Source organism: Streptomyces sp. NPDC013455 (genome assembly GCF_040632975.1).
Lineage (GTDB): Bacteria > Actinomycetota > Actinomycetes > Streptomycetales > Streptomycetaceae > Streptomyces.
Genome location: NZ_JBEYCX010000010.1, coordinates 243,884 through 257,549, shown reverse-complemented (window position 1 = coordinate 257,549; position 13,666 = coordinate 243,884). Strand labels below are relative to the sequence as shown.

12 protein-coding genes and 2 pseudogenes are annotated in these 13,666 nt (G+C 71.5%); 5 read left to right on the top strand and 9 right to left on the bottom strand.

The features are described from left to right. The first annotated feature begins 23 nt into the window (after window positions 1-23). Window positions 24-1,388 (top strand): FAD-dependent monooxygenase, encoded by a 1,365-nt coding sequence (locus tag ABZ576_RS18925; protein WP_360741523.1) that lies wholly within the window; start codon window positions 24-26, stop codon window positions 1,386-1,388. A gap of 4 nt (window positions 1,389-1,392) precedes the next feature. Here ABZ576_RS18925 and ABZ576_RS18920 read toward each other — a convergent pair. From ABZ576_RS18920 to ABZ576_RS18905, 4 genes and pseudogenes are all read right to left on the bottom strand, one after another. After that, window positions 1,393-1,623: pseudogene (locus ABZ576_RS18920) on the bottom strand (LysE family transporter); the annotation flags it as partial. A gap of 34 nt (window positions 1,624-1,657) precedes the next feature. Beyond that, complete coding sequence (locus ABZ576_RS18915; RefSeq protein ID WP_360741521.1) at window positions 1,658-2,167, bottom strand: replication initiator; 510 nt, start codon at window positions 2,165-2,167, stop codon at window positions 1,658-1,660. Between the two features lie 1,042 nt (window positions 2,168-3,209). Further along, the gene (locus ABZ576_RS18910; RefSeq protein WP_360741519.1) at window positions 3,210-3,572 is read right to left on the bottom strand and encodes a hypothetical protein; all 363 of its coding nucleotides are present in this window, start codon (window positions 3,570-3,572) and stop codon (window positions 3,210-3,212) included. Beyond that, window positions 3,569-4,819, bottom strand: a complete 1,251-nt coding sequence (locus ABZ576_RS18905; protein WP_360741517.1) for a helix-turn-helix domain-containing protein — start codon at window positions 4,817-4,819, stop codon at window positions 3,569-3,571. Before ABZ576_RS18905 ends, ABZ576_RS18910 begins: the two co-directional genes overlap by 4 nt. Window positions 4,820-5,008: 189 nt before the next feature. Here ABZ576_RS18905 and ABZ576_RS18900 point away from each other — a divergent pair, with 189 nt between their 5' ends. From ABZ576_RS18900 to ABZ576_RS18890, 3 genes are all read left to right on the top strand, one after another. Beyond that, entirely contained in the window at window positions 5,009-5,356 is a 348-nt protein-coding gene (locus ABZ576_RS18900; RefSeq protein WP_360741515.1) for a hypothetical protein, read from the top strand. 364 nt (window positions 5,357-5,720) lie between these two features. Continuing rightward, a complete protein-coding gene (locus ABZ576_RS18895) occupies window positions 5,721-5,951 on the top strand; it encodes a DUF397 domain-containing protein (RefSeq protein ID WP_360741513.1) in 231 nt (76 codons plus the stop codon). Window positions 5,952-6,029: 78 nt separating this feature from the next. Beyond that, complete coding sequence (locus tag ABZ576_RS18890) at window positions 6,030-6,530, top strand: hypothetical protein (protein ID WP_360741511.1); 501 nt, start codon at window positions 6,030-6,032, stop codon at window positions 6,528-6,530. A gap of 348 nt (window positions 6,531-6,878) precedes the next feature. Here ABZ576_RS18890 and leuE read toward each other — a convergent pair. Both leuE and ABZ576_RS18880 read right to left on the bottom strand, forming a co-directional pair. After that, window positions 6,879-7,316 (bottom strand): annotated as a pseudogene (gene leuE, locus ABZ576_RS18885) (leucine efflux protein LeuE); the annotation flags it as partial. A gap of 236 nt (window positions 7,317-7,552) precedes the next feature. Next, the gene (locus ABZ576_RS18880) at window positions 7,553-9,133 is read right to left on the bottom strand and encodes a methylmalonyl-CoA mutase family protein (protein ID WP_360741509.1); all 1,581 of its coding nucleotides are present in this window, start codon (window positions 9,131-9,133) and stop codon (window positions 7,553-7,555) included. 79 nt (window positions 9,134-9,212) lie between these two features. Between ABZ576_RS18880 and ABZ576_RS18875 the strand changes: the two genes are divergently transcribed. After that, complete coding sequence (locus ABZ576_RS18875; RefSeq protein WP_360741507.1) at window positions 9,213-10,031, top strand: L,D-transpeptidase family protein; 819 nt, start codon at window positions 9,213-9,215, stop codon at window positions 10,029-10,031. Window positions 10,032-10,351: 320 nt separating this feature from the next. Here ABZ576_RS18875 and ABZ576_RS18870 read toward each other — a convergent pair whose 3' ends face one another. The 3 genes from ABZ576_RS18870 to ABZ576_RS18860 form a co-directional block, all read right to left on the bottom strand. Beyond that, the gene (locus ABZ576_RS18870; protein ID WP_360741505.1) at window positions 10,352-11,575 is read right to left on the bottom strand and encodes a hypothetical protein; all 1,224 of its coding nucleotides are present in this window, start codon (window positions 11,573-11,575) and stop codon (window positions 10,352-10,354) included. Then, a complete protein-coding gene (locus ABZ576_RS18865) occupies window positions 11,575-12,237 on the bottom strand; it encodes an RNA polymerase sigma factor (protein ID WP_360741503.1) in 663 nt (220 codons plus the stop codon). The genes ABZ576_RS18870 and ABZ576_RS18865 overlap by 1 nt, the downstream gene beginning before the upstream one ends. Window positions 12,238-12,502: 265 nt before the next feature. Further along, window positions 12,503-13,507 (bottom strand): hypothetical protein, encoded by a 1,005-nt coding sequence (locus ABZ576_RS18860; RefSeq protein WP_360741501.1) that lies wholly within the window; start codon window positions 13,505-13,507, stop codon window positions 12,503-12,505. Window positions 13,508-13,666: the final 159 nt, after the last annotated feature.

The window sequence follows — 13,666 nt, the reverse complement described above, 5'->3', positions numbered from 1 at the left end:
TAACGGCGTTAAGGAGATAGGTGATGGATGTCCTGATCGTGGGCGCCGGCCCGACGGGTCTCACCCTCGGCATCGACCTGGCCCGGCGGGGCGTGGACGCCCTGGTGGTGGAGCGCGCCGACGGACTCTTCCCCGGATCGCGGGGCAAGGGCCTCCAGCCGCGCACCCTGGAGGTCTTCGACGACCTCGGCGTGGTGGACGCGATCCTCGCCGCCGCCGGGCCCTATCCGCACCGGATGGTCTGGAAGGACGGCGCGCGCGTGGGCGAGCAGTCGATGTTCGAGGAGGTGGAGGCGGACGAGGGCACGCCGTACACCACGCCGCGGATGATTCCGCAGTGGCGGACGCAGGAGGTGCTGTACGCGCGGCTGACGGAGCTGGGCGGGCGGGTCGCCTTCGGACGGGAGGCGACGGGCCTGACGCAGGACGCGGACGGCGTGACCGTGTCGTTCGCCGACGGCACGACGATCCGCGCGCGGTACGTGGTCGCCGCCGACGGCGGACGCTCGGCGGTCCGGCGGGCCCTGGGCGTCCGGATGACGGGCGAGACGGTGGACCCGGCGCCGTTCCTTGTGGCCGACCTGCGGCTGACGGGCCTGGACCGCAAACACTGGCACGCCTTCCCGGGGGACGACGGCGGCATCCTCGGGCTGTGTCCGCTCGCCGGCACGGAGGACTTCCAGCTCCAGGCACGCCTCGCGGAGGACGAGGAACCGGACCCGTCCCCCGACGGCATCCGCAAGCTGGTCGCGCGCCGCACCCACCTGGACGCCGGGGACGTGACAGAAGTGCGCTGGGCGTCCGGCTTCCGGCCTCGGGCCGCCCTGGCGGACCGGTTCCGGGCGGGCCGGGTGTTCCTCGCCGGCGACGCGGCGCACGTGCACTCGCCGGCCGGCGCGCAGGGCCTGAACACCAGCGTGCAGGACGCCTACAACCTCGGCTGGAAGCTGGGCGCGGTGCTGCGCGACGGGGCGCCGGACAGGCTGCTGGACACCTACGAGGAGGAGCGCCGGGCGAACGCGGCCGCCATGCTGGAGCTGTCCACGGGCGTCCACCGGGGGGAGGTACGGCGCGGCAGGGCGACGGTGCAGCTCGGGCTCGGCTACCCGGACTCCTCCCTGAGCGTGGAGACGCGCGCGGTCACCGGCCCGGTACGGGCGGGCGACCGCGCCCCCGACGGCACGGTGGCCGGCGTACGGCTCTTCGACCTGTTCCGGGGGCCGCACTGGACGGTGCTCGGCGCGACGGTGCCGGGCGTCCGCTCGCTCCCGGCGGCCCCGCAGTCGTACGGCCCCGGTGTCTTCCTGGTCCGGCCGGACGGCCACGTGGGCTGGGCGGGCGGGACGGCGGACGGGGCCGCCGCCTACCTGGCCACCGTGGGTCTGTGACCTGCTACGCGCCGGCCAGCGACAGCTTCACCGCGAACCCGAGGAACAGCGCGCCCGCCGCGGACGTGGCCGTCGCCGACAGCCGCCTGCGGCGGCGGAAGGCGGCGGCGAGGCGGGTGCCGCCGAATATCAGCGCGCTGAGGTAGAGGAAGCTGGCCGCCTGCGCGAAGGCGCCGAGGACGACGAACGAGAGCGCGGGGTAGGCGTAGCCCGGGTCCACGAACTGCACGAAGAACGTTCCATAGTCCAACTCGGCGTATTCTCAAGCCTCATGACAGCCACACAGACCGCTCCCGGCGGGGGCGGCAGTGTTGTCCGTCGCGTACGCGGTGCACCGGACCGAATGACGGAGCGGTCAGGGTGACGAACAGGCGGGGGCAGTCCCGCACCGCAGCGGGGACGTTCTTGCCGCCGGACAGGCCCGCCCGGATGAGCTGGAAGGTGTCGCCCGCGTGCAGGTAGGCGCACGGCGCGCAGACCGAGGCACGGCGGTTGCGGCAGCGCACGGCCAACCGCTCACCCGGCTCCCCGACAGTCGAATACGACGAAATCAGCTCACCCGTCAACACATCGCGGGTGACCGTGGAGCCAGACAGATAGATCGGATGGGCACAACCCCCAATAGCCTTGATCTGCTCCAGCCAGCGCGGAAACAGGGGGTCGTTTACCAAACGGATGATGTCCCGATCGGCATCGGAGAGCATCCGCAGGCGATTTTCACGCTCCAACTCAGCGGAGCGGATATTGGAAGTATTCACCTCATGCGAGGCGTTGAACACAGGGTACTTCCAAAACGAATGGACAAGGAGGAGCGCGAGCAGAAACGTAGGCGTGAGTCATCTGAAATCTCCTTGGCTTTAGCTGGGCTTAAATTGATGCAGCGTCAGAAATGAGAGCGGGTGTCGAGGCAGCGTGAGAGAGAGCGAAGACAGGCAAGGCAGAAGAAAGCTGAAGGCGTGATATCTGCTGGAGCAAGTCTATGTCTGTGTCCAAAGATTCGCTGAAGTAAGGCTTGTCGCTCGAAGTCCCATGCTCGCAGATGGATCACGGGTCGCCAACGAATTACGGCCGCGGGCACAGCACTTGAGGCACGGCCGGAGAGAACACCACGGGGACCGTACCGGGTTGCCTGGGGAGTCTGGTCGGCCGGTTGTGTCCCGGACCATGCGCGCACCGGGAAACGGGAGCGGGCAGCGGTGGACAGCAGGTGTCGGAATCTGTCTTCACTTCCTCCAGGCGCGCCTTCGGCGCGCCGCCGGGGCGGCTTGCCGCACCCCGGCCCGGCATGCGGCCTTCGGCCGGTCCGGTCCGGGGCGCCGCCGCCCCGGCGCACACCAGGCGGCCTGAGAGCGTGAGCCAGCTCCTCACAGCCGACCTTCCGCCTCGTCCCCGTGGACTCATGGCCCGTGGCTCACGGCCTCCAGACGCCCACGGCACCGATTCGGCCCCACGGCGCTCACCGGTCAGCCTCAGGCCCGCTACGGCCAACGTGCTCACCCTCGTGCCCCTCGAACAGGCCACGCCACGCCAGCAACGACACAGCTGCGCCGCACGACGCGAACCCTCTGTGGCTGGGGCCGACGGCCTCCGAGGATTTTAGGCAGCCACCATGGGGCGAGCCTCGAAGAACAGGGGGCCGATCGGGCTAGTGCGGGCAGGTCCCAAAGACTGCCCGATCCGCTAGCGAGCGTAAGGCCCCCTGTTCACTCGCCCCATCGCAGCTCCAGCCCAAAATCCCCTCCGGCCGGCGGCGTGCCAAGAACTGCGCCACTACAGGGCGAAACTCCGACTCACAGCTGGGTTCGCACGAATCGGTGGGCGTTAAGTAAGACTGTTCTCAATGGCCTCGAAGATGCCTGAGTCGGTTTCCTTCTGCCAGTCCGGCAGGTCGGGCCAATCGGCTACGTACCCCGGCTTCGGGTCATTGAAGTGCTTGAACATCTGCGCCGTCCAACACGTCGCGACGAACCGTCCCTTCTGCTCGCGCGACAGGCGGGAGGCATGCCCGGCACTCAGTTTGAGGAAATGGCGAACCTGCTCATACACGGCGCCCGCAGCCTCACGCTCCCATTCAGGCGTCTCTTCCCACGGAGTTACGTAACTCGGCTTGGGCTCACCAGGGAAGTGCTTCCGCACTCCAGCGATCCACGCCTCACGAAAGACTCGCGCGCCCTCGGTCGTCATGCCATCCCCTCTCGTGATGCCGTCAGGCTGCCGATCTCGGCCTTCAACTCGGTGATACGCCGGTCACGCCCCAAGGTGCCCAGCTCGGAAGTCAGGGAATGGAGTCTACGGGCGACGTAGCCGGACCCGGAGGCCCGCGCCAGCCGCAGGGCTTCGAGCCCGTACTGCATGACCTGCTCCAAGTCATTCCGCTTGGCGCCGATCGCCGCCAGGTCGACAAGTACCGCTCCCCGACGTCGGAAAGAGTGGCCAGCGGCCAGAGGGGCGAGCGTCAGCGCATCCTTCAACGAGGTCTCGGCCAGGCTGAGTCGGTTGAGTTGCAGGTACCGGGCGCCTCGCTCCTCCGCCAAGCGCGAGCCATCGAAGCGCAGCCATCCGCCGTTCGACACCTGGCCGCTCAGGCTGGCCACCTTCTCGGCCTCGTCCAAAGCCTCCTCGCAGGCGTCGAAGTCCCCGAGCCAGGCGAACGCCTCAGCCTGCACGGCTGCGGCCCAGTGCTTGGTCGCAAGGCTGCTGTCTCCACGCAGGGCGACACGGCGCGCGGCCCCAAGTGTGTCCGCAGCACGCTTGTAACGACGCTCGGAGAGGTCTACGTAGGCGCTCCGGATGAGGGCGCACGCCCAAAGGTCGTAGGCGCCAGCCTCCTTGCTCGCGCTGGCCGCAAGCGAGTACGAGGCAGCGGCATCGTGGTACCGGTTGGCGTCGAAGGCCAGCTCGCCCGCCAGCTGGAACAGGTCGCCAGCCGCGAAGCAGAGCGTCCCTGTCTGGGCCCGCCCATCGCGCAGCGCATCGTTCAAGGCAGTGAGCTGAGACTGCACTACCGGGTACACCGCGTGTTTGGTGCGGGCGAGTTGGTAGACCTGCCACAGATGACCGTTCATGCGCCCGAAGTCGTCGCCGCTGTCCTCCAGGGCCTCCGCCTCGCCCGCAGGTATGGCAGCGACCGCGCCGGACACCGCTATGAGGCGCAGAAACTCGCGTCGGATCATCTCGTCTGGGTCCCCTGGGCTGTGGTGGGCACTCGACGCCGACCGTACGGGCTTCGGCTGCACCTCGGCTGAAGTAAGCAACGCATCGAGTTCGTCAAGGTCCATCTGTAACACCTCGGCGACCTTGGCCCGCTGAGGAGGCTGGGGCTTGGATTTACCCGTCTCCCATCGGCCTACGGTGCGCCGGTCGACGCCTACCGCGAAGGCAAACCCTTCTTGGGTAAGGCCCCGAGCCCTACGCCTGTCGGCGATGCTCATGCAGGCCCCCTTCCCGGGATCTCGCCGTGCCCAACATGCCGCCTGTCCCATGTCCCAGAGATGTCCCAACACTGGCCCGTGAACGCCGTGGTCCGCACGCCTTTCGCGCGGAACGCTGGTCTCCATCCGGTGAAACCGCCGTCAGCCAGCGAGGGACACGCCGTGAAGACCGAGACGAGCAGATTCGAAGTGACAGCGCCGACCGAGGACGGCGTACCGATCGACGTCGAGCTGATCCAGGACAGCACCGACGCCGCCCTCTCGGCGAGACTCGGCACCTCGACCCGCGCCGACATCGACGCCAAGACACCGGCCTTGATCGGGCACCTGCAATTGCTCCTCGGTGAGGAACTGGGCGCCGACGACGAGCTGGTCATGCAGCAATTCCGCAAGGCGTACTCGCTGCTCGACCTGAAGAACCGCCCCAGCGCGGAGGCCCCGACCTTCACGGCCTACTTCTTCATGCGCGAGGTCGCCGACCTGACGCGCCGACTGCTGTGGATCTACACCCAGAGGAGCGGGACGGGTGCAGCGTGAGCCCCAAGGCGCAGCAGGTGATTTACGTGATTGCCCTGCTCGGACTCATGGCCGCTCTCGCGGTCGGAATCCTCGCCGGTCCAGAGGGAAGCACAAGCGTCCACTCGGCTGGCGCCAATGGCTTCTCCAAGGGCTCATGATCGCGGCGTCCGTGTTGATCATGGCGGCCTACTGGCAACTGACCACCTGAACATCCGTCCCCGAGGTGACTCACCGGTCGCTCCCCCACGGCCAACACCCCTCGGGGGCGGAGCCAAGCGCCCACCCCGGCCAGGAACAGGAAGGCCGGGCCGGGGTGGGTCGGCAAGTGCACTACGGCGCGGAGACCGCATCTCCCCAACGTTGCACCAGGAAGGACTACCCGATGAACGGCAACCTCTACACCCTGTCGGCGGACGGCGTCGAGACGACGAACTTCTGCGGAGGCCCCTGCACCGAGGGCTGCGTCGACTTCGCCGCCATCCCCGGCGCCGCCGACTCGTACGTGGTCCGCGACTCCAAGCCCGAGGGCGCCGGCAAGGAGCTTCGGTTCACCGCAGCCGAGCTCGACGACTTCGCCCTCGGCTGGGTGAAGAACCGCGGCCTCACCGCCTGACCCTGCTACACCTCTCATCCTCGGCGGGTCGTCCTACGCGCATCAGGGCGGCCCGTCCTCCCCTCTTGGAAGGCGCGCATGAGCTGGACAGGACACTTCCACGGCTACGGCCCGTGGATCGGATCGCCCGACAGCTACCACCGGGAAGGCGACCGGCGGCCTCCGCATCCTGACCCCCCTGCTCCTCCCGCCTCGGACGAGGACAAGGCGGCCATCCGCATCCTTCAGCGGTACCGCGAAGTGATGGCCGAGTTCCCGACCTCGAACCTGCCGCCCATGATGTCCGGGCACTGGCTGATGAAGCGGAACCAGGCGGCCCATGAGCGCACCTGGACGGACGCCACAGCGGCTCTCGACTGGATGGTCAAGCACTTTCTTGACAACCCCCCGATGCAGCGCGAGGACGGGCGTCAGGCGTACGCGAGCCTGGACACGAGACGCGAATACGTGCTGGATGTCCTGCCGGTCGGCGTGGACGTGAGCTGGGTGTACTACAACCGGCCGGGCAATATCGTCTCGCTCAACCTGGTGTGCTGCCCGAACCGTCACCACCCCGACCTCACGTGCCCGCTCGCGTAACGTAGGACGGCCCCGTGCATGACGAAAGCCCCCACCTTGCGCGGGTGGGGGCTTGCCTGCCGCTCTCAGTGAGTCGGACGAGCGGCTGACCAAGTTGGCCAAGCGGGCCGGTATCACTCTCTGAGCACCGTCACGGTGATCGGCTGCCGCTTCCGCCTACTCGGCCTACTGCCCAGAGCCGCGAACGGGGTGACGGCAGGTTCCTGGGGCTCCTTCTGGAGCCTCTCAGGCAAGCCCAGGGCTCCTAGCGCCCGCCGCTGCTCCTGGGGGCTCATGAGGGCGAACAGTGCCGCAGCCTGGTGCACGTCAGACAAGACAAACTCCCCGGTCAGAGCGTTCCGATTCTGCCACTTTCTGCACGAAGAAGGCGACGAAGAACAGGATCGCCTTGGGGTTGAAGAGGCTCACGACCAGGGCCCGGCGGAACGGCCGCTCCTCGGCGGCCCTGGCCGGCGCGGCCTCCACGGCGGACCGCTCCCGGCGGTCGCGCCACATCTGCCACGCGGCCCGCAGCATGCCGACCGCCAGCCAGGTCAGGTATCCGGCCCCGGCGTACTTCACGATCCCGAACAGCAGCGGGTTGGCCTGGAGCAGCGAGGCGACTCCGGCGGCGGACAGCGTCATCAGCACGGTGTCACCGCACCACACGCCCGCGGCGGCGGTGTAACCGGCGCGCACGCCGCGCCGGGCGGCCACGGACAGGACGTAGAGGGAGTTGGGGCCGGGCAGCAGGACGATCAGGGTCAGGCCCGCGAGGTAGGTGGGGAGATCGATGACGCCGAACATGGAGAGGAGTGTGGCACGGGGGTACGACAACCCGGCCCGGGGTTGCGGTGGTCCGTCGCCGCCGGGGAGCCGGGAGGCAGTGTCGGGCCCGGGCCGGGGGTGGCGGTCGTGCGTCGGCGCCGGGGAGCCGGGAGGCCGTGTCGGGCCCGGGCCGGGGGTGGCGGTCGTGCGTCGGCGCCGGGGAGCCGGGAGGCCGTCCCGGCCGGGGATGGCCGTCGTTCGTCGACGCCGGGGAGTCAGAACGCGTCGCTCGGCACGTAACTGCCCCACACCTCGCGCAGCGCCCCGCACACCTCCCCCACCGTCGCCCGCCCCCGCAGCGCCTCCTTCATCGGATACAGGACGTTGTCCTCCCCCTCCGCCGCCTTCCGCAGCGCGTCCAGCGCCGTGGTCACGGCCCCCTGGTCCCGCTCGGCGCGCAGCGTGCGCAGGCGCTCCGCCTGCCGGGCCTCGATGGCCGGGTCCACCCGGAGCGGCTCGTACGGCTCCTCCTCGTCCAGCCGGAAGCGGTTGACGCCCACGATCACCCGCTCCCCGGAGTCCGTCTCCTGGGCGATGCGGTACGCGTTCCGTTCGATCTCGCCCTTCTGGAAGCCCCGCTCGATGGCCGCGACCGCCCCGCCGAGGTCCTCCACCCGCCGCATCAGGTCGACGGCGGCCTCCTCCACGTCGTCCGTCAGCCGCTCGACCGCGTACGAACCGGCGAACGGGTCCACCGTCGCCGTCACGTCGGTCTCGTGCGCCAGCACCTGCTGCGTCCGCAGCGCCAGCCGGGCGCTCTTGTCCGTCGGCAGCGCGATCGCCTCGTCGAAGGAGTTGGTGTGCAGCGACTGGGTGCCGCCGAGGACGGCCGCCAGGGCCTGGACGGCGACCCGGACCAGATTCACCTCCGGCTGCTGCGCCGTCAGCTGCACGCCCGCCGTCTGGGTGTGGAAGCGCAGCATCAGCGACCTGGGGTTCTCCGCGCCGAACTCCTCCTTCATGACCCGCGCCCAGATCCTGCGGGCCGCGCGGAACTTGGCGACCTCCTCCAGCAGCGTGGTACGGGCCACGAAGAAGAAGGACAGGCGCGGGGCGAAGTGGTCGACGTCCATGCCGGCCGCCACCGCCGTACGGACGTACTCGATGCCGTCGGCGAGCGTGAACGCGATCTCCTGCGCGGGGGACGCGCCCGCCTCGGCCATGTGGTAGCCGGAGATCGAGATCGTGTTCCACCTCGGGATCCCGGCGGTGCAGTACCTGAAGATGTCCGCGGTCAGGCGCAGGGAGGGCTTCGGCGGGAAGATGTACGTCCCGCGCGCGATGTACTCCTTCAGCACGTCGTTCTGGATCGTGCCGGTCAGCCGGTCCGCCGCCACGCCCTGTTCCTCCGCCACGAGCTGGTAGAGGAGGAGCAGCAGCGCGGCCGGCGCGTTGATCGTCATCGACGTGGAGACCTGGTCCAGCGGGATGCCGTCGAACAGCACCCGCATGTCGTCGATCGAGTCGATCGCCACGCCCACCTTGCCGACCTCGCCGTGCGCGAGGGGTGCGTCGGAGTCGTGGCCCATCTGGGTGGGCAGGTCGAAGGCGACGGACAGGCCCGTGGTGCCGTGCGCGATCAGCTGCCGGTAGCGGGCGTTGGACTCGGCCGCCGTGCCGAAGCCGGCGTACTGGCGCATGGTCCAGGGACGGCCGGTGTACATGGTCGGGTACACCCCGCGGGTGAACGGGTACGCGCCCGGCGCGCCCAGCTTGTCGTCCGGGTTCCAGCCGGTCAGGGCGGCCGGCCCGTAGACCGGCTCGATCGGCAGGCCCGACTCCGACTCACGTGCCATGGATGCCTCCGCGGTAGGACCGGTACTCCTCACCATGCCCCGTAGTTCGGCGCCGGTCACGCGGGGAAACATCTCCGGCATGAGGATCCCGGGGACACCTGCCGCCCTGCTCGCCTCGGCCGCCGCGCTCGCCGCGCTCTGCGGGTGCACGGTGCAGCCGGTGGACGCCGACGGCAAGGGCGGCCCGCCGGTGGGGGTGCGGGTGCCGGACGGTCGCGCTCCGCTCCCCGCCCGGACGACACCCGCCGCCCAGCCGGTGCCCGCGCCCCGGGTGCTGTGGTCGCGCGGGGACAGCGGGCCCGGGGTGCGGGAACTGCAGGCGCGGCTGCGTCAGGTCGCCTGGCTGGCGGTCGGGCCCACCGGGGCGTACGACGGCGCCACCGAGCGGGCGGTCAGCGGCTTCCAGGGCAAGCGCGGGCTGCCGCGGACCGGGGCCACGGACACCGTGACCTGGCAGCGGCTGGTGGCGATGACGCGGCCGCCGGGGCGGTGGGAGCTGTACCCGACGGGCGGGCAGCCGGCCGCCGCGCCCGATCCGCGCTGCCTGACCGGACGGGTGCTGTGCATCAGCAAGAGCAGCCGGACACTGCGCTGGATGATCAACGGACAGACCCTGTCCACCATGGCCGTGCGCTTCGGCACGCAGTACACACCGACCCGCGATGGTGTGTTCACCGTCTACTGGAAGTCACGGCACCATGTGTCGACCCTCTACGACGCACCGATGCCTTACGCGATGTTCTTCAGCGGGGGCCAGGCGGTGCACTACTCGTACGACTTCGCGGCGCGCGGTTACGCGGGCGGCTCGCACGGCTGTGTGAACGTCCGGGACGAGACGGCGATCGCCGTCCTCTTCGCGCAGGTGCGGGTCGGCGACAAGGTCGTCGTGTCCTGGTGAGCGCCGTGCCCCGGTGAGAGAGGCGGGAGGGGGCCTGCGGGGCGCGGGCGGGACCGGGGGAACGTGTCCCGCCCGCGCCAGGTGCACGAGCCGTGGGTACGGGGGGAACCCCGGCTCAGTGCGACGGCCGATGACCAGTCGGCTCACTCATTACTGCGTCGAGAGCTCCAGAAACGTCACACCTCGGGGCGAAGTTTTTTCTTCGATCACATCACCGCAGGTCAGAGGGTTGCGTGGGGCGGGTGTGTCGGCCGTGAGGGGTGGGGGGACAGGGGCGTGGGCGGGCTGCGCTGCCCGGGAGGGCGATGGGCGGGGGCTGCTCAGAGAGCGGTGTACGTCGGGTCGGGCGACGGGGCCGCCCGGTTCCCGCCCGGCGCGCCGGGGTGCGGGGCGAAGGCGGAGGAAGCGGGCGCGGCCCCGTCGTGCCGGCCGCCCGTGCCGGCGCCGGTGCGGTCGCCGGCACCGCCGCCGGTTCCGCCGGTCCCGCGGCCGTGGCCCTTGCCCGAGCCCTGACCCCTGTCCCCGTCCTCGCCCTTGTCGTTGCCGTCGTTGCCCTTGCCCGAGCCCCGGCCCTTGCCCTTGTCCTTGTCCTTGTCCGAGCCTTCGCCCTTGCCCGAGCCCTTGCCCGAGCCCTTGCCGGAACCCTTCTCCCCGTCCTGCCCGGAGCCGGAGGAGTTGTCGCCGGCGGTGCCGCTGCCCTTGCCGCTGCCCTTGCCGGGAGGGGAGTCGTTCGCGGCCAGGAGGGCCTCGCAGAACATGGTCACCCGGGGGGCGCCGCCCGCCAGGTTCTCCAGTGCGCGCTTGCGGCCGGTGTCCAGGTTCTTGCCGTCCCGCAGGATCCGGCAGGCCGCGGCGGCACCGGGCCAGCGGGCGCCGGGCGTCGCGGAGGGGGCCTGGGAGCCGTGGAGCGCGCCCGTGCCCGGTCCACCGCCCGGTGGCTCGGCCTTCCCGGAGGCGTCCGGCTGCCCGCCGCGGCTGCCGCCCGGGGTGCCCGGCGCCGTCCCGCCGCCGGCCGTGGCCCGCGGGGAGGTCGAGGCGATCGGCCCGGCGGAAGCCTCCTCGGCGGAACGGGAGACGGCGGGGCCGGGGCGCCCCTTGCCGAACGGCGTGGGCAGTACTCCGCTGCCGGCGGCCACGGCGACGCCGCCGAGCGTGCCGGCGGCCACCACGGCAGCGAGGGCCAGGCGCACCGGGCGGGCCCAGCGGGGACGCCGGGCCGGGATTCCGGTACGGGTGGGGGCGGTGATCCGCACCAGGCCCGCGTCGGCGTCGGGCACCGGGGGGCGGGCGGGGACGGAGGCGTGGGCGGCGGCGGTGCGCTCCGCCTCGGCGGCCTCACGTGCCTTGCGGAACGCGGCCAGCGCGGCCTGTTCGCCGGGGAGCTCGCCGGCGGCGGGAGCCACCTCCGCGGACAGCGCGCCAAGTGCCTCGGAGAGGCGTTTGGCCTGGTCACGGGCGGAGGGATCGACGGCTTCCAGCGACTCTCCGCGCAGCAGGCGTTCCGCCGTCTCACGGTTCAGCCACGTGTACTGCTCGTCGGCCATCACAAGTCCTTCTGCGTCCGCGTACGCATGTGCGTCACAGTTGCGGACGTCACCGCGCCGCGGCGCGGTTCTCGCTGCGGCGGAAGCGCGTCCAGTCCGCCCGCCGATTCCGGATCGGCTCCGATCAGCTCCGCGAGCCGCTTCAGACCACGGTGCGCGGCGGTACGGACGGCGCCCGCGCGCTTGCCGAGCGTCTCGGCCGCGGTCTTGGCGTCCAGACCGACGACGACGCGCAGGACGACCGCCTCGGCCTGGTCCTGCGGGAGCCGGGCGATGAGGGAGAGGGTGCTGTCGGTGGCCAAAGCCTCGATGGCCTCACCGGCCGTGTCCGACTCGGCGGCGCGGCCGGTCAGCTCGGTCTCGTCACCACCGATGGCGGGGCGGCGGCCCCGCATGCGTATGTGGTCCAGGGCTCGGTTGCGGGCGATCCGGGCGGCCCAGCCGCGGAACCGGTCGGCGTCACCGCTGAACCGGTCCAGGTCGCGGGCTATCTGGAGCCACGCCTCGGACGTGACGTCCTCGGCGTCCGGATCTCCGACCAGCGTGCGCACGTATCCGAGCAGCCGGGGATGCACTGCGCGGTACACCGTGCGGAACGCGGTCTCGTCCCCGCCCTGTGCCGCACGCACCGCGGCGGTCAGCTCCGCGTCGTCCCCCAGCACCGTACTCCCTTTACGCCTGTCTTCGGTCGGCGCGAAAGGCACGTTACGGCGTGAAAGCTCTGTCCGTCCATGTCTGTAAAAGATGCAACTAACTCGTGACCGTGCGCGGGTGTGCGCAGGGTGAGCTCGCGACGGGCCGGGTGTGACAGAAACCGCACTCACGGCGCTGAGAAGAGTACGGGCCGCACGCGGCCCGCCGACGCGACGGTCGGGGCCTCTCCTGTGGGGGGTGGCGGCCCCGGCCGTTGCTTCAGCTCGTACGTGGCTACGGCTCGCCGCCCGGCCTTCCCGCGGCCGGCGGCTCCTGACCGCCGCCCCTGGTCCCTCCCGCGCCGCTGTCACCGGTGCCGCCCGTGCCGGACGCCTCGCCGGTGGCGCCGTCCGTGCCGGTACCGCCGGAGGCCCTCTCCTTGCCGGTGCCGCCGGATCCGGTCGAGGCGCCGTCCTCGCCCGTGCCGCCGGACGTGCCCGCTCCGCCGGAGGTGCCGGCCTCGCCGGTGCTCTCGTCGGCGGTCTTCTCCCCGGCGCTCTCGTCGGCGGTCTTCTCCCCGGCGCGCGCCGTCCGGGCGGCGCAGTAGTCGGCGACCTTCCGGGCGCCACCCGCCGCGGTGACGAGCCGTTGCCAGGCCGTCGCCTCCACGCCGGGGCCCGGCTCGCCGGCCCTGGCGTAGGCACGGCAGGCGATGAGGGTGTCCTGGCCGAGGGTGTCCTGGGCGGCGGCCGGGTCCCCCGGACGCGCCGAGGGGCCGGCGGATCCGGCGTCGGCACGTCCGGTGGGCGAGCCGTCCACCGGGGCGCCGTCCGCCGGGGCGCCGTCCGCCGGGGTGTGCGGGGCGCCCGGAGACGACCGCGCGGAGTGTGGTGCCGGTGCGGTCCGGTCGTCGCCCTGCGGGCCGGACCCGGCGGAGCCGATCGCCGCCACGGCGACTCCGCCGACGGTGAGGCTCGCGAGTGCCAGCGAGAGCGTGGTCCGCAGCGAGCGGCGGGCGCGGCGCGGCTCCCCGGGGCGCCGGTCGTCCCGGACGCCGGTACGCGTGTCCCGCGCGGCCACCTCCCGTGCGGCCGCCTCCCGCGCGGCCCGGAAGGCGGCCACGGCGCTGCGCTCGGCCTCGGGGTCTATGCGCTCGACGCGCAGCGCGGCACCGAGCCACGCCGCCAGCTCGGCGAACTCCGGAGAGCCGCCTGCCCCGTCGGCCGGCGCGGTGACGGTACCGCCGGGGTGCGCGCGCCGGCACCCGGGCAACCCCTCGCCGCTGTGCCGTTCACCCATGTCCGTCCCCGTTCCCGTCCTCGTTGCCAGCCTCGTTGCCGTCCTCGTTGCCGGCACCGTTGCCGACCTCGTTGCCGCCGGTCCGCCCGGAGTTCCCGCCGGTCCGCCCGGAGTCTTCGCCCGTCCGCCCGGACTCACCCGGCGCCGGTGGGCCGGTAT

What these genes read in the sequence shown, in the direction of transcription:
- ABZ576_RS18925 (WP_360741523.1), top strand. Translation starts at nt 24, where the DNA reads ATGGATGTCCTGATCGTGGGCGCCGGCCCGACGGGTCTCACCCTCGGC.
- ABZ576_RS18910 (WP_360741519.1), bottom strand. Translation starts at nt 3,572, where the DNA reads ATGACGACCGAGGGCGCGCGAGTCTTTCGTGAGGCGTGGATCGCTGGA.
- ABZ576_RS18905 (WP_360741517.1), bottom strand. Translation starts at nt 4,819, where the DNA reads ATGAGCATCGCCGACAGGCGTAGGGCTCGGGGCCTTACCCAAGAAGGG.
- ABZ576_RS18895 (WP_360741513.1), top strand. Translation starts at nt 5,721, where the DNA reads ATGAACGGCAACCTCTACACCCTGTCGGCGGACGGCGTCGAGACGACG.
- ABZ576_RS18890 (WP_360741511.1), top strand. Translation starts at nt 6,030, where the DNA reads ATGAGCTGGACAGGACACTTCCACGGCTACGGCCCGTGGATCGGATCG.
- ABZ576_RS18880 (WP_360741509.1), bottom strand. Translation starts at nt 9,133, where the DNA reads ATGGCACGTGAGTCGGAGTCGGGCCTGCCGATCGAGCCGGTCTACGGG.
- ABZ576_RS18875 (WP_360741507.1), top strand. Translation starts at nt 9,213, where the DNA reads ATGAGGATCCCGGGGACACCTGCCGCCCTGCTCGCCTCGGCCGCCGCG.
- ABZ576_RS18870 (WP_360741505.1), bottom strand. Translation starts at nt 11,575, where the DNA reads ATGGCCGACGAGCAGTACACGTGGCTGAACCGTGAGACGGCGGAACGC.
- ABZ576_RS18860 (WP_360741501.1), bottom strand. Translation starts at nt 13,507, where the DNA reads ATGGGTGAACGGCACAGCGGCGAGGGGTTGCCCGGGTGCCGGCGCGCG.